Genomic DNA, 20,417 nt, shown 5'->3' with positions numbered 1-20,417 from the left:
ACCGCCACCGGTGTCCGCCGAGGTCGACAGGGTCACCGGGGTCGTCACCCGGGGTGTCGACCCGGTGGACCTCCGTGAGGAGCGCGTCACGCCGGGTGCGGGTTCCGACGTTTCGCCCACCGGCGGGGTCTCCTGGTCGGATCGTCACGGGTGCGTCGGCGCTCAGTCGCGGAGGATGTCGAGCGCGCGGTCCAGGTCGTCAGGGTAGTCGCTGACGAAGTGCACCTCGTCCCGGGTGCGGGGGTGCAGGAAGCTCAACGACCGGGCGTGCAGCCACTGCCGGGCCAAACCGAGCCGGGCGGAGAGGGTCGGGTCCGCGCCGTACGTCAGGTCGCCCACGCACGGGTGCCGCAGCGTGGAGAAGTGCACCCGGATCTGGTGCGTACGACCGGTCTCCAGCCGGACGTCGACCAGGCTGGCCGCCGGGAACGCCTCCACGGTGTCGTAGTGGGTGATGCTCGGCTTGCCGCCGGAGACCACCGCCCAGCGGTAGTCGTGGGTGGGGTGCCGGTCGATCGGGGCGTCGATGGTGCCGCGCAGCGGGTCGAGGTGCCCCTGCACCACCGCGTGGTAGCGCTTCTCCACCTCGCGGTACTTGAAGGCCCGCTTCAACGCGGTGTACGCCTGCTCGCTCTTGGCCACCACCATGATGCCCGTGGTGCCCACGTCGAGCCGGTGCACCACGCCCTGCCGCTCGGCGGCGCCGCTGGTGGAGATGCGGTGCCCGACGGCGGCCAGCGCGCCGATCACCGTCGGGCCGGTCCAGCCGGGGCTCGGGTGGGCCGCGACGCCGACCGGCTTGTCCACCACCACGATGTCGTCGTCGGCGTACACCACCCGCAGGCCGGGCACCGCCTGCGGCACCACGGTGGGCGCAGTGACCGGCGCGGGCAGGGTCACCTCCAGCCACGACCCGGCCTTCACGCGGTGGGAGTTGGGCCGGGCGACCCCGTCGACCAGCGCGTCGCCGGCGTCGACCAGGGCGGCTGCTGCGGTGCGGGACAACCCGAACAGCCGCGACACGGCCTGGTCGAGCCGCGTGCCGTCGAGGCCGTCGGGAACGGGCAGGGAACGGTGGTCGCCGCCGGCGGCGAAGGCGGCCGTCATGCCCGCTCCCGCTGACCGGCGTCGACCTGCGCCGCCTCGTCGGTGGACCCGCCGTGGCCGATCCGGCTGCCGTCGCGCTGCCGGCCGGTCAGCTCGAGCAGGAGGGCGAGCAGCACGCCGCAGACCAGGGCGCTGTCGGCCAGGTTGAACACCGGGAACACCCGGCCGTACGGGGCGAAGACGCTGACCATGTCCACCACGTGCCCGACGAACCAACCCGGGGCACGGAAGACCCGGTCGGCGAAGTTGCCCAACGCGCCGCCCAGCACCAGGCCCAGCGAGATCGCCCAGGGCAACGAGCGCAGGCGCAGCGCCATCCAGACGATCCAACCGACCACCCCGAGGGTGATCAGCGGGAAGATCCAGGTGTGATCGGCACCGATGCTCCACGCCGCGCCGCTGTTGCGGGTGAGGCTGAGGTAGACCGCACCGCCGAGCAGCCGGACGGGCTCCCGGTCCTCCAGGGCCGCCAGGGCGAGGTGCTTGGTGGCGGCGTCGGCGGCGAGCAGGGTCAGCGCGAGGCCGAACAGGATGGCGACGGGCCGTCGGTGGTGCGTGCCGGCCCTCGGCTCGGCGCTGCCGGCACCCGGCTCAGCGCTGCCGGGCCCGGCGGGCGGTGCTTCGGACATCTGCTCCCCATCGACGCTCGCGGCGACGCTCACGCGCCGCCTCCCATGGCCGCCGGGGAGCGGGGCTCAGCGCCGCTCCTCCAGCTGCTTGCACGTCACGCAGAGGGTGGCCGAGGGGAAGGCGGCGAGCCGCTCCACCGGGATGGGGTTGCCGCACCGCTCGCACCAGCCGTAGCCACCCTCGTCGAGTCGCTCCAACGCGCGCTCGACCTGCGTGATCCGTTCCAGGATGCTGTTGGCGAGTGAGATCTCCTGCTCACGCTCGAACGTCTTGGTTCCGGTGTCGGCCTGGTCGTCCCCGGCCGAGTCGGTCAGCCGGTCGCGCTGCAGCTCGGTGATCTCGCTCAGCGTCCGATCGTACTCGGCGCGCAATTCGTCACGCCGCGCCGCCAGGGCCGCCCGGATCTTCTCGGTCTCCGCAGCGCTGCGGGTGGCCTTCGCCACCGGCTTCCGGCCGGCGGTCCTGGTGTCGGCTGGCTTCGCCATCGTCGCTCCCTCGGCCGCGGAACCGCGGCGGTCCGCGGCACCTGGACGGGGGCAGCCGGCATCGGCGCCCCCAGGTACGAAAGGGGCGCGCGGCGACGGGGCCGCGCACTCCGGAGGATCGCAAGAATACGGAACGTACAGGCGCGCGACAACGTGCCGCTCCGACGCACCGCCGTTCGGCCCCTAGTCATCCCTAACGGGGGCAAAAGGAACGCTAGCAGATCACGTGTCGGGTCCCCGGCCGTACTCGCCAAACCAGCGGGCCAGCCGGCCCCGCCGGCTGACCGCCCGCAGCCGGCGCTCCGTCTCGTCGCGCACGCCGGCGGTGGCCACGATCAGCATGCTGTCGCCGGTCGTCAGCCGGAAGTCCGGTCCCGGCACGACGCCCGTCCCGTCGCGCAGCACCAGCGTCACGGAGGCGCCCGGTGGCAGCCGCAACTCGTCGACGTGCACCCCGGCCAGCCGGGAACCCGGCGGCACCTCCAACTGGAGCAGGTCCGCGCCCATCCGCTCCAGCGGCGCCGTCTCCACCCGGATCTCGGTCGCCTCCGCCGGAGCGGTCACCCGCAGCCGGCGGGCCACGGGGCCCAGCGTCCCGGTCTGCAGCAACGTGAAGATCACCACCAGCACGAAGACCGCGTCGAAGAGCCGGTCGGCGCCGGGCACCCGCTGCGACAGCGGAATGGTGGTGAGCACGATCGGCACCGCCCCGCGCAGCCCCGCCCAGGACAGGAACGCCTGCTCGCGCAGGTCGAACCGGAACGGCAGCGCGGACGCCGCCACCGACAACGGCCGGGCCAGCAGCACCAGCGCCAGCCCGGCGACCACGGCCGGCAGCACCGCCGAGCCCAACCGGCCCGGCGAGACGAGCAGCCCGAGCAGCACGAAGAGCCCGATCTGGGCCAGCCAGGCGAGGCCGTCGGCGAAGCCGAGGATCGCCTGCCGGTGCGGCAGCCGGGCGTTGCCGAGGACCACCCCCGCCACGTAGACGGCGAGGAAGCCCGAGGCGTGCAGCGCGGCAGCGGCGGCGTAGGCGAACACGGTCAGCCCGACCGCCGCGATCGGGTAGAGCCCCGCTGACGGCAGCGCCGCCCGGCGCAGCGCCCACCGCCCGCCGAGGCCGGCCGCGAAGCCGACCCCCGCGCCCACGCCCAGCTCGTAGCTCACCAGGGAGATCTCGTACCACCACGGGTGGGCGACCCCTTCCCGGGACAGCAGCACCACCAGCAGCACCACCGGGGCGTCGTTCATCCCCGACTCCGCCTCCAACGTGGCGACCAGTCGGGGCGGCAGCCGCAACCGCCGCAGCGTGGCGAAGATCGCCGCCGCGTCGGTGGAGGAGAGCACCGCGCCGTAGAGCAGGGCCAGCCGCCAGTCCAGTCCCAGCAGCAGGTGCAGAACGACACCGACGACACCGACGCTGACCGCCACACCGACCGTGGAGAGCAGGGCGGCCAGCCCCAGCACCGGACGCAGGGTGCTCCACCGGGCGGTCAGCCCGCCCTCGGCGATGATCACGATGAGCGCGCAGAAGCCCAGGGTCCGGGTCAGCTCGACGTCGTCGAAGCCGATGCCCAGCCCCGCCTCGCCGATCGCCACCCCGAGGGCCAGGTAGAACAGCAGGCTCGGCACCCCGAGCCGGGTGGAGACACGGACCGCGCCGACCGCTACCAGCAGGACACCGGCGCCGAGCAGGAGCGCGAGATCCAGTCCGGGCGTCACCGCCGTCCGGCTCCGGCGTCCGTCACCCGGCGCCCCCGTCGCGCAGCCGGCGCAGTGCCTCCGCAAGCTCGGCGGCGGGGCCCTCGACCAGGAAGAGCTTGTCGCGGCTGGCCGCGCCGGTGCGCAACGACACCATGCCCGGCCGTACGCCGAGCGCGCCGGCCAGCGCCCGGCGGGCCGCCTCGGTGGCCCGCCCGTCCACGGCCGGGGCGTTCACCGCGATCACGAGGGCGGGCCCGTGCGGGCCGTCGAAGCGGCCTCCGACCCGGGCCCGGGCGGAGCCGGGCTTCACCCGGACCGCGACGGTCAACGTGGCGTCCACGGGGGAACCGTCGGCCACTCAGAGCCGGCCGGCGTCGGCGAGCAGGGCGGTGTCGGGCGCGCAACGGGCGCAGGGGGTGAAGCCGAGGTCGACGGCCTCGGCGACCGGGAGCGGCTCGTGGCGCCGCCCCGCGAGGTAGGCGCAGTCGGCCAGGTGGTAGCGGGGCCGCCCGTCGACCACCCGGACCTCGGCGTCGAGGCGGGCCACCCGGGCGGCCTCGGCCGGCGTCACGTCCTGCGCGGGCGGCTCGTCGTCGTAGGCCACGGCCGGGCCGGCCCCGGGGTCGTCGTCGGCCACCGGCGGCCCGGGCGGTTGCCGCCACCCGGTGCCGTCGGCCTCGACCGTGGGAGGAACGCGCGGGACGGGGATCTCCGGCTCCGCCGACGAGCTGCGGGCGGAGCCGGGGTCGGCCGGGCGGGCTGCCCGGCGTGGCCGCCACCCCGGCCGGCCCGGATCCGCCGTCGCCCGGTCCGCGGCCGCCTGGCGGGCGCCCGCGACCAACGCGACGGCGGCCAGCAGGCTGGCCGTGATGGAGATGGTCAGAAAGACGCTGGAGCCACCGGCCAGGCCGAGCACCAGCAGCACCACCGCGACGAGGATGAGCAGGAGACTGGCGACTATCACGGCTCACCCCCGCCGCGTCGTGCTGATGAGGCGAGGTCGGCGACCGCCATGGTGGTGACGGTCGCCGACCGATGGTTCAGCGACCGGCTTCGAGAGCCCCGGAGCGACCGCCGCCGTAGGAACCGGCGAGACCGGCGGTGGCCAGCCCGTTGCCGCTGCCGGCGGCCCGGGTGCCCTCACGGGTCATCTCGACCTCCAAGCCCTGGCCGCGACCGTCGAGGTCACGCAGCTGGCTCTCCAGGTAGGCCTTGAGCCGGGTGCGGTACTCACGCTCGAACTGCTTGAGCTCCTCGATGTGCTTCTGCAGCGCGGTGCGCTTGGCGTCCAGGCCGCCCATGGCCTCCTGGTGCCGCTGGCGGGCGTCGCGCTCCAGCGCGTCGGCCTTGGCGCGGGCCTCGCGGGTGACCTCCTCGGCCTTGGAACGGGCCTCGGAGAGCAGCTGGTCGGCCTCGCGACGGGCGTCGGAGACATGGTCGTCGGCCGTGCGCTGGGCCATCATCAGCACCCGCAGCGCCTGCTGCTCGCCGTCGGCGCCACCGACGGCCGGGCCGCCGGCGGAGCGGACCTGCTCCAGCTCGGCCTGCATCGCGCGGGCGGCCTGCTCGGCCGCCGCCTTGTCGCGCTGCACCCGGTCGAGCTGGGCCTTGACGTCGTTGAGCTCCGCCGCGAGACGGGCGTCGCCGCCGGGGCCGGCGGGGGCGCCACCACGGCCACCGCGCTCCACCTGGGCGCGCAGCTCGTTGTTCTCCTCGATGAGACGGGCAAGCTCACGCTCGACCTCGTCGAGGAAAGCGTCGACCTCCTCCTCGTCGTAGCCCCGCTTGCCGATCGGCGGCTTTTTGAAGGCGACGTTGTGGACGTCGGCCGGGGTCAGCGGCATCGAAACTCCTCGGGTCAGTTGCGGCCGCGAAAGCGCGTCGGTCATCAGACGGTGCCGATGATCGACCGCCTCAACACGAACTCCATCAGCACGAACAGGATAACCAGGAGCACAAGTGAGGCCAGGTCGATGCTCACGGTACCAATTCGCAACGGAGGGATCACACGCCTCAACGCGTTGAGAGGGGGATCAGTGACGCTCCACACGATTTCCAGCCCCACCGATGCCCCACGCCCCGGCTGCCAGCGGCGACCGTACTGCAGGACGGCGCTCAGGACGAACCGGGCCAGCAGGACGAGCAGGAAGAAGTAGAGCACCAGATACAGCACTTGCAGCACGATCGACAACACGGCGCGACGTCCCTCGGGTCGGGCGGGGCTAGCTCAGGCTGAAGAAGCCGCCCTCGGCGATCTTGGCCTTGTCCTCCGCGGTGACCTGGACATTGGCCGGTGAGAGCAGGAACACCCGATTGGTCACGCGCTCGATCGTACCCCGCAGCCCGAACGCGAGACCGGCGGCGAAGTCGACAAGCCGACGCGCGTCCGCCTCGTCCATCTCGGTGAGGTTGATGATCACCGGGACCCCGTCGCGGAAGTGCTCACCGATGGTGCGCGCCTCGCGGTAGGTGGTGGGGTGCAGCGTCGTGATCTGGTAGCGCTGCTCCTCCTCGGCGACCACCGCGCGCTCCCGGGGCTGCGCCTGCGGCGCCAGGGCCAGGTTGTCGCGGGTGTGGTAGGTCAGCGCACCCGAGGTGTCACCGGCCGACGGCCGGGTGATGGAACGGACGCTGGACCGCTCGGACCGCTCCGGCCGGTCGGTGTCGCCCCGCTCGACGTCGGCCGCCCGGCCGGCGGCGCGCTCGGAGAGCCGGCCACGGTCACCGAGCCGGGACCGGGGCGCCGGCGGCTCCTCGGAGTCGTCCTCCTCGTCGTCGGCGAACTCCTCCGAGTACCGGCTCTGCCGGTAGCGCGAATCGCGGTAACCACCCTTGTCGTAGCCACCGTCGTCGTAGGCCCGCTCGTCGTCCTCTTCAACCAGACCGAGCCAGACCCCCGCCTTGCGCAGTGCACCCATCCCGCGCCCTTCCCGTCCGCCGTGCGGCACGCGCCCCCGTACCCGTGTCGCTTGTCGCGAGTGGACCACTTCTGCCCACTGGAGCGGACCGGCAATCCCCTGGCGCGCGATTCGCGTCGCACGCCACGACCCCCGATCACGGGACGCCGATCCCTCAAACAACACAGATGTAATTTGCTTCCCGCGGTCAGGCTACCGCAGCGTGGGACGCATTCCGAGCAACGCGCTGCCGACGCGGACATGTGTCGCGCCGTACCGGATCGCGATTTCCAGGTCCCCGCTCATCCCGGCCGACAGCGCGGTGGCTCCCGGATGGACCGCCCGGAACGCGGCGGCCACCTCGGCCAACCGGGCGAACGCCCGCTCCGGCTCCCAGCCCAGCGGCGCCACCGCCATCAGGCCGGTCAGCCGCAGCGCCTGCGCGCCTGCCACCACCTCGGCCACCGCGCCGAGCCCGGCACCCGGGTCGGCCGAGTCCGGCAGTGCACCGCCCCGCGCGACGTCACCGTCGATGCTCACCTGGACCAGCACGTCCAGCGGGCGGTCCCGCGCCGTCGCCGATGCCGCGTCCAGCGCCCGCGCCAACCGGACACTGTCGACCGAGTGCACGACATCGGCGTAGCGGACCACCGAACGGGCCTTGTTGCGCTGCAACTGCCCGATGAAGTGCCACCGGGGGGTGACCCCGGCCGCGGCCACCTCGACCGCCTTGCCGGACGCCTCCTGGTCGCGGTTCTCCCCCACGTCGGCGACGCCGAGCCCGGCCAGGGCCACCACGTCCCCGGCCGGGTAGGTCTTGGTCACCGCGATCATCGTGACCTCGGCGGTGTCGCGGCCCGCGGCGGCACAGGCGCCCGCGATCCGGGACCGTACGCGGTCCAGGCCGGCCGCGATCTCGGCGCGCCGGTCCGGACGCACCGTGGCTGGGCTGTCGGTCATCGGCGGTACTCAGGAACCGTTCTTGAGGAAGTCGGGCACGTCGACGTCGTCGAAGAGCACCCGGCGGGGCGACTGTTGCGGGGCCGGCATGGTGGCCGGCGGCGCGACCGGGGTGCTCGGCTGGGCCGGCTGGTTCTGGTTGCTCTTGCGGGGCGGCTCGGCCGCCTTGTACGCCGGTGCGCCCCCGTCGAAGCCCGCCGCGATGACGGTGACCCGCACCTCGTCGCCGAGGGCGTCGTCGATGACGGCGCCGAAGATGATGTTGGCGTCCGGGTGGGCCGCGTCCGTGACGAGCTGGGCCGCGTCGTTGATCTCGAACAGGCCCAGGTCCGACCCGCCGGCGATGGAGAGCAGCACGCCGCGCGCGCCGTCCATGCTCTGCTCGAGCAGCGGGCTGGAGATGGCCGCCTCGGCCGCCTCCACGGCGCGGTTCTCGCCGCGGGCGCTGCCGATGCCCATGAGGGCGCTGCCCGCGCCGCTCATCACGCTCTTGACGTCGGCGAAGTCGAGGTTGATCAGACCCGGCGTGGTGATCAGGTCGGTGATGCCCTGGACGCCGGAGAGCAGCACCTGGTCGGCGGTGCGGAACGCGTCCATCATGCTGATGTTGCGGTCGCCGAGGGCCAGCAGCCGGTCGTTGGGGATGACGATCAGCGTGTCGCACTGGTTGCGCAGCTCGTCTATTCCGGACTCCGCCTGCACCTGGCGGCGCTTGCCCTCGAACGAGAACGGCCGGGTGACCACACCGATGGTCAGCGCGCCGAGCTTGCGGGCGATGTTCGCCACCACGGGCGCCCCGCCGGTGCCGGTGCCGCCGCCCTCGCCGCAGGTCACGAAGACCATGTCGGCGCCCTTGAGCACCTCCTCGATCTCGTCGCGGTGGTCCTCGGCGGCGTTCTTTCCGACGTCGGGGTTGGCGCCGGCGCCGAGCCCACGGGTCAGCTCACGGCCGACGTCGAGCTTCACGTCGGCGTCGCTCATGAGCAGCGCCTGCGCGTCGGTGTTGATCGCGATGAACTCGACGCCCTTGAGCCCAACCTCGATCATCCGGTTGACGGCGTTGACGCCGCCGCCACCGATGCCGACGACCTTGATGACCGCCAGGTAGTTGTGCGGAGGTGTCATCCTCGGTCCTTTCCCTTCGAGATTGGCTTGGGCCGACCGGGTAGGGCCTGGCCAGACCAGCGGTAGACGACAGCTGTCTCCAGCGAGGACCAGGGTCAAACCCTAACCCTCTACTAGAGGCTTACTGTTATGTCAACCACTGATCCCCTTCGGGGCAACGTAAGCGCCCTCACGCGATGAGCCAAGGACCCGCTCGGCGTGTCGTCACGGGAGCGGGCCGGGTCACGTCGCGCAGCGGGGCGGCCCGTCACCGCAGCGTCACCACGTCCGGCGCGCTGACGTCGATGGTGTCGGCCTTGCGGTCGAGCAGCGCGGTGGCCACCCGGGCCTTGTCCGCGCCCCGGGTCGCGTCCCCCCAGACCACCGCCCGGCCGCCGCGCAGCCGCAGCGTGATCCGGGCCAGTCCCTCGACGGTCACGTCCACCAGCTCGGCGCGCAGTTGCGGGGTGAGCGCGCCGAGCACCTCCAGCGCCGCCCGGGTCGACCCGTCGCCCGGTCCCGGGTCGGCGAGCCGGACCACCGGCAGGCCGTCCGGTGGCCGCGGCACGCTCCGGAAGACCACCCCCGCGCGGTCGACCACCACGAACTGCTCACCGCGCGGCACCGCCGCCACGCCGGTGCGCTCGGTCACCCGCACCACCAGCGTGTCCGGCCAGTCCCGGGTGACCACCGCCCGCTCGACCGCCGGCAGCCCGCCGACCCGCCGCGCGGTGGCGGCCAGGTCGACCCGGGCCAGCGGGGCGTCGTCGGGCACCGCGGCCGCGTCGCGGACCTGCACCGTGGTGACCAGCTCGGCGCCCTCGACACGGACCTCGCGCACCCCGAACAGGCCGGTGCCGAGCAGGGTCCAGGCGACCAGCCCGGCCACCCCGAGCACGCCCGCGGCGACCGCCCACGGCAGCGCGGCGCGCATCCGGCGCTGCCGGGCCCGGGCCATGAACCGACGGGTCGAGGCGGGCACGGCGTCGCTGCCGGCGCGCACCAGCTGCCAGCGGCGCTCGGGCCCACGCCGGCCGCCGCCGTCCGCGCCGGTGGTGCGCCCCCGCGCCGGGCCGGGACTCATCCGGCCGCGGGCGCCGCGCCGTCCGGAACCGCGCCGCCGGCACCCCCGGCACCGGGGACGGTGCCGCCGATGGTCGTCGCTCCGCCCGCCTCACCGCCGGGCGTCGTGCCCGTCGGGGCCGCGGGATCGGCGGTACGCGCCGACAGGGCTGCCAGCAGCTGGTCGCCCATCAGGGAGATCGGCGGGGCGCCCATCGTCACCACGACGTCGCCGGGGCGGGCCCGCCGGGCCACCTCCACCGGCGCGTCCTCCCACGAGTCCACGAAGACCTTCCGCTCCGCCGGCAGCGCCACCGCCTCGATCAGCGCCGCCGACCCCTCCCCCGGCTCGCGCAGCTCGCCCGGACCGAAGACCTCCAGCAGCACCAGCTCGTCGGCGATGGCCAACGACTCGGCGATCTCCGCCTGCAGCTCACGGGTGCGGTAGAGCCGGTAGGGCTGGAAGACCACGATCACCCGGCCGTCCCCGGCCACCTCGCGCAGCGTCTGCAACGCCAGCGTCATCGAGGTCGGGTGGTAGGCGTACTCGTCGTAGACCAGCACGTCGTCCGCCACGCCCTTGCGCTCGAAGCGCCGCCGCACGCCGGGGAACGCCGCGAGCGCGCCCTCCGCTGCCTCCAGCGGCAGTCCCAGCAGGTACGCGGTCAGCACGGCCGAGGCGCTGTTGAGCCCCATGTGCCGCCCCGGAACCGGCAGCCGGAACTCGCCCAGCGACCGTCCGTCGACGCCGGCGATGTAGCGCACCCCCCGGGCCGAGGAGGCGACGTCGGTCAGCCGCAGGTCGGCGTCGGCCGCCTCGCCGTACGTGTGCACCCGGCGACCCTCCGCCCGCAGCGTCTCGGCCAGCCGCCGCCCGCCCGGGTCGTCGGCGCAGGTGATGATGAACCCGTCCGGGTCGGTGAGCCGGGCGAACTCGGCGAACGCCGCCTCCAGCGTGGCGAGGTCGCCGTAGGTGTTCAGGTGGTCGGCCTCGACGTTGGTGATGATCGACACGTACGGGCGGTAGATCAGGAAGGAGCGGTCGCTCTCGTCCGCCTCGACCACGAAGTACTCGCCCGTGCCGTGGTGGGCGCCCGAGCCGACCTCGGAGATCTCCCCACCGATCACGAAGGACGGGTCCTGCCCGGCCTGCTGCAGCACCATCGTCACCATGGAGGTGGTGGTGGTCTTGCCGTGGGTGCCCGCGACCGCCACCGTGCGGCGGCCCGTCATCGCCGCGGCCAGCGCCTCCGAGCGGTGCAGCACGCGCAGGCCGCGCCGGCGCGCCTCCACCATCTCCAGGTGGTCCTGCGGAATCGCCGAGGAGTAGACGACCGTGTCGACGCCGTCGAGGTTGGACGTCTCGTGGCTCATGTGGACGGTGCCGCCGAGGGCGCGCATGCCGGCCAGCGAGGGCCACTCCCGCAGCTCGCTGCCGGAGACCCGGATGCCCCGGGTGAGGAACAGCCGGGCCAGCCCGCTCATGCCGACCCCGCCGACCCCGATCAGGTGGATCGTGCCGAGGTCCTCGGCGGTGAGCGTGCCGGCCGGGGTGAACTGTGCGGTGTTCATGCCGAGTACCTTCCCGTCGCGGTGCGCCCGGTCAAGGGGGCACCGTCGTTCACGACTGCGGGGCTCGCAAGCTCACTCCTCGCGCTCACGGTGCCACCGCCTCGTAGACGAAGTTGAGCAGCGCCTCGTCGCCGTCGCGGCGACCGTACGCGGCGGCGGCGGCGCCCATCGCGTGCAACCGGTGCGGGTCGCGGATCAGCGGGATCACCGTCCGCTCGACCCAGTCCGGCGTCAGCTCCGCGTCGTCGACGAGCAGCCCGCCGCCGGCCTCCACCACGGGCAGCGCGTTGCGCTTCTGCTCCTGGTTGCTGTGCGGGTACGGCACGTAGATGGTGGGCAGCCCGATCGCGGCCACCTCGGCGCAGGTCATCGCCCCACCGCGGCCGAGCATCAGGTCCGCCGCCGCGTAGCCGGCCTCCATCTCGGACAGGTACGGCAGCGTCACGTACGGCACCGGCAGGTCGGTGGGGACCGGCACCGGCTCGTTGCGGGCGCCGATCACGTGCAGCACCTGCACCCCGTTGCGGGCGAGTTCCTTGGCCGCGCCGGCGACGGCGAGGTTGATCGAGCGGGCGCCCTGCGAGCCGCCGGCGACGAAGAGCACCGGCAGGTCGGGACGGAGCCCGAAGTGGGCCCTGGCCGCGTTGCGCATGGCGAACCGGTCCAGCCCGGCGATGCCCCGGCGCAGCGGCACACCGACCACCCGGGCGTCGCGCAGGGCCTCGGCCTGGGCGGGCTGGTGGGGGAAGCCGACGGCCACATGGTTGGTGAACCGCATCCCCAGCCGGTTGGCCACCCCCGGCGGCACGTTGACCTCGTGGATGACGATCGGCAGCTCCCGCCGCCAGGCGGCGAGATAGGCCGGCACGGAGACGTACCCGCCGAAGCCGACCACCACGTCGGCGCGCACCTCGTCGATGACCTTGCCCGCGGCGCGCGCCGCGGTCCACATCCGACCCGGGGTCTTGACCAGGTTCAGATTCACCGAGCGGGGCAGCTGGTAGGCCGGGATCTGCCGCAGGTCGTAGCCCTGCGGCGGGATCAGCTCGTTCTCCAGGCCCCGCGGTGTGCCGAGGCAGGTGATCCGGACGCCGGGGTCGTGTCGGCGCAGGCAGTCGGCGAAGGCGAGCAGCGGGTAGATGTGCCCCCCGGTGCCACCTCCCGCGAGCACCACCGAACGCAGCGGACCCATCAACGTCTCCTCTCGTCCGCCGACCCGCGGCGGGTCCGGGCCAGCCGGACACCGCGCGGTGCGGCCTGGTCGTCTTCTCGCCGCTCCCGCGACCGGGGCACGGACCCTCGGGCAGCCGGGGACGCCGCCGCACGGCGGCGCCGCCCGGGAAGCGGCGGCAACGGGGCCCAGAGTAGTCGGACCCATCGGGCCGGCGGACGGGCATGCAGCGCTCGGGCGGCATCGGGTTCGGCGCGGGCGAAGGAGGCGAGCATCCCGATCGCGGCGAGCGTCACGACCAGGGCGCTGCCGCCGTCGGAGATGAACGGCAGCGGCACGCCGGTCAGCGGCAGCAGACCGACCACCCCACCGATGTTGATCACCGCCTGGCCGACCAGCCAGGCCGTCGCCGCCGCGGCGGCGAGCCGACGGAACGGGTCCTCGACCCGGCGGGCGATCCGCAGGCCGGTGTACGCGAGCACGGCGAAGAGCGCCACCACCACGACGCACCCGACGACGCCCAGCTCCTCGGCGACCACGGCGAAGATGAAGTCGTTCTCCGCCGCCGGCAGCCACTGCCACTTGAGGCTGCTCTTGCCGAGGCCGACGCCGAACCAGCCGCCGTTCTCGATCGCGTAGCGCGCCTGGGCGATCTGGTAGCAGTCCTCCAGCTTGCACTGGTCCGGCGGCGGTGGGTCGATGAAGGCGGTCAGCCGGGCCAGTCGGTAGTTCTCCTCGCCCTTCTCGCCGGAGCCGGCGCCGAGCGATGCCACCGCGACCAGCAGGCCGATGCCGAGCAGGCCCACCGCGGAGAGCGCGGCGAAGACGCGCTTGCGCACCCCGGCCGCCCAGAGCAGCCCCACCACCAGGGCCAGCAGGCAGAGCATCGTGCCCAGGTCGTTGTAGCCGACGAGGACGAAGAGCAGTCCCACCACCGGGAAGAGCGGCGTGGCCAGCTCGCGCCACCAGCCCAGGGCGACACCCTTGCGGGCGATCACGTGGGCGCCCCAGAGCACCAGGGCGAACTTCGCGAACTCGGACGGCTGCACCTGGATGCCGCCGACGAAGAGCCAGAGCAGCCGGGCCTCGACCGGCCCGATGCGGGCCGAATCCTGGTTCGTCAGCCGGGCGTACGCGAGCAGCAGGTTGAGCACCAGCAGCAGGCCGATGGCGGTGAACAGCAGTGGCCGGCCCAGGGACCGGTAGGTCGTCGCCGGCAGCCGCTGGCACGCCCAGAACGCGACGATGCCGATCACCGCGAAGATCGCCTGCTTGACCAGGGACGTCGAGGCGTTGCCGTTCTCCGCGTAGTCGCGCACGCTGGTGGCGGAGAAGACCATGGTCAGGCCGATCAGCAGCAGCAGGCCGGCGCTGGACAGCAGCAGGTAGTAGGAGGCCAGCGGCCGGTCCAGCAGGCCGCGCAGCGCGGCCAGCCCGCCCGCCGGATCCAGCCCGCGCGGCGCCTGGACCCCGGCGTCGTCCGGTCCGCGCGTAGCGGCGGGCGCGTCGCGCGTACGCCTGCCCCCCGCCGACCGCCCGGGCGTCCCCTCTGTCGTGACCTCCATGCCTCGTCCCTCCCCCACCCGACCATCATGGCGGTTTCCCCGGGCCGCCACCGGCGCAACCGGCCGGTCGGCGTGTCGGGCTTACGCAGGGGCGCGCGGGCCGTGCGGCGGTCCGGACACGCCGCGGGGCCCGGGCGAACCGCGCCCGGGCCCCGCGGCGGGGTTCCGCCGGCCGACTCAGGTCATGTTGGCGAGGAACTCGCTGTAGAACAGGCCCAGCGCGATGGCCACGCCGATGCCGGCGATGATCCAGAACCGGACCACGATGTTGACCTCGCTCCACCCGGCGAGCTCGAAGTGGTGCTGCAGCGGCGACATGCGGAACACCCGCTTGCCGGTGGTGCGGAACGAGATGATCTGGATCACCACGGACATGGTGATGATCACGAAGAGGCCACCGATGATCGGCAGCAGCAGGATCGTGCGGGTGGACATCGCCATGCCGGCGATCAGGCCGCCGAGACCCAGCGCGCCGGTGTCGCCCATGAAGATCCGCGCCGGCGAGGTGTTCCACCACAGGAAGCCGACGCAGGCCCCGGCCGCCGCGCCGGCGATCAGCGCGATCTCCAGCGGGTCGCGGACCGCGTAGCAGTAGTCCTGGGTGTAGTCCGGGTCCGCGCACCAGTGCCGGTACTGCCAGAAGGCGATCAGCGCGTACGCCGCGAGGACCATCACCGAGGCGCCGGTGGCCAGGCCGTCGAGGCCGTCGGTGAGGTTGACGCCGTTGGTCGCGGCCATCACCACGAAGATGAAGATGACCACCGCGCCGATCTTGGTGACGTCCAGCGCCGGGATGTCCCGGATGAAGCTGAGCGTCGTGCTGCCCACGGTCTCGGTGTTGGTCTCGGCCCCCGAGGCGTCGGTCATGGTGCTCGGGAAGTAGAGGGCCACGACGCCGAAGACCGCGCCGACCAGGATCTGGCCGAGCAGCTTGCCGCGCTTGTTGAGCCCGCCGCTGTGCCGCTTGCGCACCTTGAGGAAGTCGTCGATGAAGCCGACGGCGCCGGAGAAGACCATCAGCCCCAGCAGCACCAGCGCGGTGATGGTCGGCTCGACCTGGGCGATCTGCGCGTCCGGCAGGGTGGTCAGGGCCAGGTGACCGGCCACGTACGCGATGACCGTGGCCAGGATGAAGACCACGCCGCCCATCGTCGGCGTGCCCTTCTTGCCCTCGTTGCTGGCGAGCCCGAGGTTTGATCGGATCGGCTGGCCGGCCTTCAGCCGGGCGAACACCTTGATCGCGATCGGGGTGCAGAACAGCGAGACCAGGAAGGCCACCCCGATGGCGACGATGACCGCCCTCATGCGGCGCCGCCCCCCGTCGCCGTCGGATTGGCACCGTTGCCGGCGGCGTCCGCGCGCAGCGCGTCGGCCACCTCCCAGGTGCGGTACCGGGAGCCCTTCACCAGGACGACGTCGCCCGGCCGTAGTTCTCTCCGCAGCACCTCGACGGCCGCCGCCTGATCGGTGAGCAGCACCGACTCTCCTCCCCAGTCACCTACCGATGTCGCGCCTTCGTGGATCGGCGCGGCCGGCTCACCCACCACGAGCAGCCGGTCGACGCCCAGTTCGGCCGCGAGCCGGCCGACCTCGGCGTGCCCGTCGCGTTCGAACGGGCCCAGCTCGGCCATGTAGCCGAGCACCGCGACGGTGCGCCGCTCCCGTCCGATGCCGGTCAGCGCGCGCAGCGCGACCGCCATCGAGGCGGGATTGGCGTTGTACGAGTCGTCGATCACGGTCACCCCGTCGACGCGTTCGAAGACGTCCATCCGACGGGTGGAGACCAGCCCCAGCGCGCCCAGCGCGGTGGCCAGCTCGGCCAGCGGCATGCCCAGCTCGCGGGCCACCGCGGCGGCGGCGAGGGAGTTGGACACCTGGTGCCGGCCGGTCAACCCGAGCCGCACCGGCGCGGTCCCCTCCGGGGTGACCAGGGTGTACGCGGGCCGCCCCCGGTCGTCCAGCGTCACGTCCTCGGCCCGCACGTCGGCGTGCGCCGCCTCGCCGTAGCGGACCACCCGGGCGACCGTACGCGCGGCCATCGCGTCGACCCGCGGGTCGTCGGCGTTCAGCACGGCCAGCCCGTCGGCGGGCAACGCCTCGACCAGCTCGCCCTTGGCCAGCGCGATCGTCTCCACCGAGCCGAACTCGCCGATGTGCGCCACCCCGACGTTGAGCACCACGGAGATCCGGGGCGGCACCACGTCGCAGAGGTAGCGCACGTGCCCCACGCCACGGGCGCCCTTCTCCATCACCAGGTAGCGCGTCTCGGGCCCGGCCTGCAACGCCGTGTACGGGTGCCCCAGCTCGTTGTTGAACGACCCGGGCGGGGCGACGGTCGGACCGAGCCGCGCGGTGAGCTGGGCGATCAGGTCCTTGGTGGTGGTCTTGCCCGACGAGCCGGTCAGCCCGACGACGACGAGCCCGGGCAGCCGGTCGACCACCGCGCGGGCCAACCGGCCCATCGCGACCAGCGCGTCGTCGACCAGCACCATCGGCACGCCGGGCACCTCCCGGGTGCCGAGCACGGCCACCGCGCCGGCAGCCACCGCGCCGGCGGCGTAGTCGTGCCCGTCCACCTGCTCGCCCGGGAAGGCGACGAAGAGCGCGCCGGGGCACGCCTTGCGCGAGTCGAACTCGACCGGACCGGTGACCCGGGCCTGCGGGTCGGCGCCGACCAGCCGCCCGTCGACCGCCGAGGCGACCTCGGCCAGGCTGAGCGGGATCACCGCTGACCCGCCGGGTCGGCGAAGCGCGCGCGCAGGGCGTCGGCCAGCTCGACACGGTCGTCGAACGGGAGCACCTCGCCACCGATCTCCTGCCCGCGCTCGTGGCCCTTGCCGAGCACCGCGACCACGTCGCCCGGATCGGCCAGCCGGACCGCCGCGTCGATCGCCGTCCGCCGGTCGGCCACCTCCTCGACCCGGGCCGTCGTGCCGGCCCCCCGGGCGCCCGCGAGCACCTCGGCGCGGATCGCCGCCGGGTCCTCCGTGCGCGGGTTGTCGTCGGTCACCAGCACCACGTCGGCTCCCTCCGCCGCGGCGGCGCCCATCACCGGCCGCTTGCCCCGGTCCCGGTCCCCGCCGGCGCCGATCACACAGATCAACCGGCCGGCGCCGTACTCCCGCAGCGCCGCCAGCGCGGCGACGATCGCGTCCGCCTTGTGCGCGTAGTCCACAACGCCCCAGACCGGGCCGGGGGCGCTCACCAGCTCCAGCCGGCCGGGAACCCCACCGCACGCGGCGACCCCGTCGGCGGCGGTGCGCGGGTCCACGCCGGCGGCGACCAGCGCGGCGATGGCCAGCAGGGCGTTGGCCACGTTGTGCCGGCCCGGCAGCGCCACGCCGGCCGGCAGGACCAGCCCGTCCGGGCCGTGCGCCGTGAACCGCTGCGCGTACCCCTCGCCGCCGACCTCGTCGGCCCACCACGTGGCGGTCGGGTCGCCGGCCGCCGAGTAGGTGACCGTCGCCGGCCTGTACAGCGCCTTCAGCGCCGGGTCGTCGTGGTTGAGCACCTCCACCGCGCAGCGCCCGTCGAACAGCTGCGCCTTCGCGGCGAAGTAGTCCGCCGAGTCGGCGTGGAAGTCCAGGTGGTCGGAGCCGAAGTTGGTGTAGCCGCCGACCGTGAAGCGGACCCCGCCGACCCGACCCATCGCCAGGGCGTGGCTGGAGACCTCCATGACCACGGCGGTGACACCCCGCTCCCGGGCGGCGGCCAGCATGGCGTGCAGGTCGGTGGCCTCGGGCGTGGTGCGCACGCTGTCGATCGCCAGGTCGCCGAGGCGGGTCTCGACGGTGCCGATCAGGCCGGTGGTGTGCCCCGCGGCGCGCAGGCCGGACTCGACCAGGTAGGCCGTCGAGGTCTTGCCGGCCGTGCCGGTCACCCCGATCACCGTCAGGTGCTCGGTCGGGTCGCCGTAGACGGCCGCGGCGAGGGCGCCCAGCACCGCGCGCGGGTCGGACACCACCAGCGCCGGCAGGCCCGCCTCGGCCACCGCCGGGGCGCCCGCCGGGTCGGTCAGCACCGCCACCGCGCCGGCGGCCGCCGCGCCGGCGGCGAACTCCGCCCCGTGTCGGCGGGCACCCGGCAGGGCCGCGTACAGGTCGCCGGGGCGGACCTCCTGGCTGGCGTGGGTCGCTCCGGTCACCACCAGCTCGGCGGCGCCGGCCGGGGGCTCGACGGCGAGCCGGGCGGCGAGGTCGCCGAGCCGGACACCGATCACGGTACGGGGACGAGGATTGCCGGGCACGGCGTCAGACCCTACCCGGTCGTCCGGTTCCGGCCGCACAGCCGCCCCGGTGGTTCGTCGGCACTCACCGATGATGTCGCGGCGTGGCCGCTCAACGGGGATAGACCGTGAACTTCGGGGCCTTCTCCCCACTGGGCGGCACGCCGTTCTGACGCAGCGTGAACTGCATCATGTCCCGGAACGCGGGTGCCGCGATGTCCCCGCCCCCACCGGAGGGGGTGTGCGCGAAGACCGCGATCACGTAGCGCGGCTTCTCCGCCGGGGCCATCCCGATGAACGAGGCCACCTCGCCGGGCTGCTTGCGTCCGTCGACCAGCCGCCAGCCGGTGCCGGTCTTGCCGGCGACCCGCCACTCGGGGATCGCCGCGGCCCTGCCGGTGGCGTCCTCGACGGTGGTGACCGCCTCCAGGATGGTCCGCAGCGCGGCGGCGTTCTCCGGGCTGAGCACCGAGCGGGTGACCGGGGGGTCGGTCGGCGTACGCTTCCCGTCCGGCCCGATCACCTCCCGGACCAGGCGCGGCTGCACGTACGTGCCGTTGTTGGCGATCGTCGCGTAGACGGCGGCCATCTGCAGCGGCGTGGCGTCCACGCTGTGCCCGATCGGCACCGACCCGGCCGACGACCCGCTCCACTCGTCGGCCGGCAGCAGCCGCCCGCTGGCCTCGCCGGGCATGCCGACCCGCGTCGGCTCCCCGAGGCCGAAGCGCTTCTGGTAGTCGATGAGCCGCTCCGGGCCGAGCTTGTCGGCGATCTGGATGGTGCCGACGTTCGACGAGTACGCCATCATGCCGGGCAGGCTCATCCGCTGCCCGTGCGCCTTGTGCGTGTCGGTGAACCAGGTGTCGCCCTTCTTGATGCTGTTGGCGATCGGCAGCGTGGTGTCGGGGGTGATCACGCGTTCCTGGAGCGCGGCGCCGAAGGTGATCGCCTTGTGCACCGAGCCGGGGTCGACCACGAAGCTGGTGGCCGCGTCCTCCCGGTCCGCCGGGTCGCTCGGCACGGGCTTCGCCGCGTTGTAGGTGGGGTGGCTGGCCTGGGCCAGCACCTCACCGGAGGGGACCTCGATCACCACGGCGGCGCCGGTGCTGCCCTTGCTCTGCGCCATGTGCCGGCTCAGGATCCGCTGCGTCATGAACTGCAGGTCGAGGTCGATGGTGAGCTGGAGCGAGCTGCCCGGCTTGGCCTTCGTCGTCTCGCTGTAGCCGCCGGGGATCGGGGCGGCCAGGTCGCCGAGGCCGACCTCGTAGACCCGCTTGCCGTCCTTGCCGCGCAGCACGTCGTCGTAGCGGGCCTCCAGCCCCTCCAGACCGACCATGTCCTGGCTGGTGAAACCGAGCAGGTTGGCCGCGAGGTCGCCGCCGGGCACCTCGCGCCGCTCGTCACGGTGGGTGTAGATGCCGTCCAACTCCAGCGCGGTGATCTTCCGGGCGCGGTCGATGTCCACCCCCCGGGCGAGGTACTCGAACTGCGAGTCGACGCCGTTGACCCGCTTGCGCGGCTTCATCTTCTCGGCCAGTTCCGAGGCCGGCATGCCGAGCAGCGGGGACAGCGCCCTGGCGGCGGCCTGCCGGTCCTTGATCTGGGTGGGGTCGGCGTAGACGTAGCGGGCCTCGACGCTGTGCGCCAGCGGGGCGCCCGAGCGGTCGTAGATGGCGCCGCGCGCGGCCGGCAGGGTGACGGTGCGCAGCCGGTCGGCGACGCCGCCGCCGGCGTACGCCGGGGTCTCCACGGTCTGCAGGACGACCAGCCGGATGCCGATGACGGCGAAGAGCGTCAGGGTGAGCACGGTGCCCAGCCGCAGGCGACGCCGGGGATCGGCCAGCCGGGGCGGCTTCGAGGGCTTGCGCGACGGCCGCCGGGCGGCGGGGCGCTCCGGCCGGCGCGCGGGGCGCGGGGCGGTGCGGCGGCGCGGCC

The 20,417-nt window shown here is 73.8% G+C and carries 19 protein-coding genes; all 19 read right to left on the bottom strand.

The window, feature by feature from the left end:
* Positions 1-162 precede the first annotated feature (162 nt).
* Complete coding sequence (locus V6U77_RS17520; RefSeq protein ID WP_334607406.1) at positions 163-1,107, bottom strand: RluA family pseudouridine synthase; 945 nt, start codon at positions 1,105-1,107, stop codon at positions 163-165.
* Entirely contained in the window at positions 1,104-1,736 is a 633-nt protein-coding gene (gene lspA / locus V6U77_RS17515; protein WP_334607405.1) for a signal peptidase II, read from the bottom strand. The genes V6U77_RS17520 and lspA overlap by 4 nt, the downstream gene beginning before the upstream one ends.
* A gap of 66 nt (positions 1,737-1,802) precedes the next feature.
* Positions 1,803-2,222, bottom strand: a complete 420-nt coding sequence (locus V6U77_RS17510; protein WP_121400566.1) for a TraR/DksA family transcriptional regulator — start codon at positions 2,220-2,222, stop codon at positions 1,803-1,805.
* A gap of 222 nt (positions 2,223-2,444) precedes the next feature.
* Entirely contained in the window at positions 2,445-3,944 is a 1,500-nt protein-coding gene (locus V6U77_RS17505) for a potassium/proton antiporter (protein WP_334607403.1), read from the bottom strand.
* A gap of 22 nt (positions 3,945-3,966) precedes the next feature.
* The gene (locus tag V6U77_RS17500; protein WP_334607402.1) at positions 3,967-4,266 is read right to left on the bottom strand and encodes a DUF167 domain-containing protein; all 300 of its coding nucleotides are present in this window, start codon (positions 4,264-4,266) and stop codon (positions 3,967-3,969) included.
* 18 nt (positions 4,267-4,284) lie between these two features.
* A complete protein-coding gene (locus tag V6U77_RS17495; protein WP_334607400.1) occupies positions 4,285-4,890 on the bottom strand; it encodes a hypothetical protein in 606 nt (201 codons plus the stop codon).
* A gap of 76 nt (positions 4,891-4,966) precedes the next feature.
* Positions 4,967-5,770, bottom strand: coding sequence for a DivIVA domain-containing protein (locus V6U77_RS17490; protein WP_334607399.1), 804 nt, complete (start codon positions 5,768-5,770; stop codon positions 4,967-4,969).
* Positions 5,771-5,814: 44 nt separating this feature from the next.
* Positions 5,815-6,120, bottom strand: coding sequence for a YggT family protein (locus tag V6U77_RS17485; protein ID WP_088999245.1), 306 nt, complete (start codon positions 6,118-6,120; stop codon positions 5,815-5,817).
* 28 nt (positions 6,121-6,148) lie between these two features.
* Positions 6,149-6,844: a cell division protein SepF gene (locus V6U77_RS17480; protein ID WP_334607398.1), complete on the bottom strand. Its 696-nt coding sequence runs from the start codon at positions 6,842-6,844 to the stop codon at positions 6,149-6,151.
* Between the two features lie 192 nt (positions 6,845-7,036).
* Positions 7,037-7,783, bottom strand: a complete 747-nt coding sequence (locus V6U77_RS17475) for a YggS family pyridoxal phosphate-dependent enzyme (RefSeq protein WP_334607397.1) — start codon at positions 7,781-7,783, stop codon at positions 7,037-7,039.
* Between the two features lie 9 nt (positions 7,784-7,792).
* Positions 7,793-8,908 carry a cell division protein FtsZ gene (gene ftsZ / locus V6U77_RS17470; RefSeq protein ID WP_088999242.1) on the bottom strand — a complete coding sequence of 372 codons (1,116 nt, stop codon included), beginning with the start codon at positions 8,906-8,908 and terminating at the stop codon, positions 7,793-7,795.
* A gap of 247 nt (positions 8,909-9,155) precedes the next feature.
* Positions 9,156-9,971: a cell division protein FtsQ/DivIB gene (locus V6U77_RS17465; protein WP_334607396.1), complete on the bottom strand. Its 816-nt coding sequence runs from the start codon at positions 9,969-9,971 to the stop codon at positions 9,156-9,158.
* A complete protein-coding gene (gene murC, locus V6U77_RS17460) occupies positions 9,968-11,521 on the bottom strand; it encodes a UDP-N-acetylmuramate--L-alanine ligase (protein ID WP_334607395.1) in 1,554 nt (517 codons plus the stop codon). Before murC ends, V6U77_RS17465 begins: the two co-directional genes overlap by 4 nt.
* 85 nt (positions 11,522-11,606) lie before the next feature.
* The gene (gene murG, locus V6U77_RS17455) at positions 11,607-12,713 is read right to left on the bottom strand and encodes an undecaprenyldiphospho-muramoylpentapeptide beta-N-acetylglucosaminyltransferase (protein WP_334607394.1); all 1,107 of its coding nucleotides are present in this window, start codon (positions 12,711-12,713) and stop codon (positions 11,607-11,609) included.
* Positions 12,713-14,125: an FtsW/RodA/SpoVE family cell cycle protein gene (locus V6U77_RS17450; RefSeq protein WP_334607444.1), complete on the bottom strand. Its 1,413-nt coding sequence runs from the start codon at positions 14,123-14,125 to the stop codon at positions 12,713-12,715. The genes murG and V6U77_RS17450 overlap by 1 nt, the downstream gene beginning before the upstream one ends.
* A gap of 309 nt (positions 14,126-14,434) precedes the next feature.
* Positions 14,435-15,562, bottom strand: coding sequence for a phospho-N-acetylmuramoyl-pentapeptide-transferase (gene mraY, locus V6U77_RS17445; protein ID WP_334607393.1), 1,128 nt, complete (start codon positions 15,560-15,562; stop codon positions 14,435-14,437).
* The gene (locus V6U77_RS17440) at positions 15,559-16,983 is read right to left on the bottom strand and encodes a UDP-N-acetylmuramoyl-tripeptide--D-alanyl-D-alanine ligase (protein ID WP_334607392.1); all 1,425 of its coding nucleotides are present in this window, start codon (positions 16,981-16,983) and stop codon (positions 15,559-15,561) included. The genes mraY and V6U77_RS17440 overlap by 4 nt, the downstream gene beginning before the upstream one ends.
* On the bottom strand, positions 16,980-18,542 hold the full coding sequence (locus tag V6U77_RS17435; RefSeq protein WP_334607391.1) for a UDP-N-acetylmuramoyl-L-alanyl-D-glutamate--2,6-diaminopimelate ligase: 1,563 nt from the start codon (positions 18,540-18,542) through the stop codon (positions 16,980-16,982). Before V6U77_RS17435 ends, V6U77_RS17440 begins: the two co-directional genes overlap by 4 nt.
* 52 nt (positions 18,543-18,594) lie before the next feature.
* The coding region (locus V6U77_RS17430) for a peptidoglycan D,D-transpeptidase FtsI family protein (RefSeq protein ID WP_334607390.1) at positions 18,595-20,417 on the bottom strand (1,823 nt) is incomplete at its 5' end.

The sequence above is a fragment of the Micromonospora sp. CPCC 205546 genome, from assembly GCF_036902715.1.
Classification (GTDB): domain Bacteria; phylum Actinomycetota; class Actinomycetes; order Mycobacteriales; family Micromonosporaceae; genus Micromonospora.
Note: the sequence above shows the minus strand (reverse complement) of the source record. Positions and strands in the feature narration are given on the sequence as shown.

Excerpts from the sequence above, each read along its gene's own strand:
- V6U77_RS17520 (WP_334607406.1), bottom strand. The coding sequence starts at position 1,107 with ATGACGGCCGCCTTCGCCGCCGGCGGCGACCACCGTTCCCTGCCCGTT.
- lspA (WP_334607405.1), bottom strand. The coding sequence starts at position 1,736 with ATGTCCGAAGCACCGCCCGCCGGGCCCGGCAGCGCTGAGCCGGGTGCC.
- V6U77_RS17510 (WP_121400566.1), bottom strand. The coding sequence starts at position 2,222 with ATGGCGAAGCCAGCCGACACCAGGACCGCCGGCCGGAAGCCGGTGGCG.
- V6U77_RS17490 (WP_334607399.1), bottom strand. The coding sequence starts at position 5,770 with ATGCCGCTGACCCCGGCCGACGTCCACAACGTCGCCTTCAAAAAGCCG.
- V6U77_RS17480 (WP_334607398.1), bottom strand. The coding sequence starts at position 6,844 with ATGGGTGCACTGCGCAAGGCGGGGGTCTGGCTCGGTCTGGTTGAAGAG.
- V6U77_RS17475 (WP_334607397.1), bottom strand. The coding sequence starts at position 7,783 with ATGACCGACAGCCCAGCCACGGTGCGTCCGGACCGGCGCGCCGAGATC.
- ftsZ (WP_088999242.1), bottom strand. The coding sequence starts at position 8,908 with ATGACACCTCCGCACAACTACCTGGCGGTCATCAAGGTCGTCGGCATC.
- V6U77_RS17465 (WP_334607396.1), bottom strand. The coding sequence starts at position 9,971 with ATGAGTCCCGGCCCGGCGCGGGGGCGCACCACCGGCGCGGACGGCGGC.
- murC (WP_334607395.1), bottom strand. The coding sequence starts at position 11,521 with ATGAACACCGCACAGTTCACCCCGGCCGGCACGCTCACCGCCGAGGAC.
- murG (WP_334607394.1), bottom strand. The coding sequence starts at position 12,713 with ATGGGTCCGCTGCGTTCGGTGGTGCTCGCGGGAGGTGGCACCGGGGGG.
- mraY (WP_334607393.1), bottom strand. The coding sequence starts at position 15,562 with ATGAGGGCGGTCATCGTCGCCATCGGGGTGGCCTTCCTGGTCTCGCTG.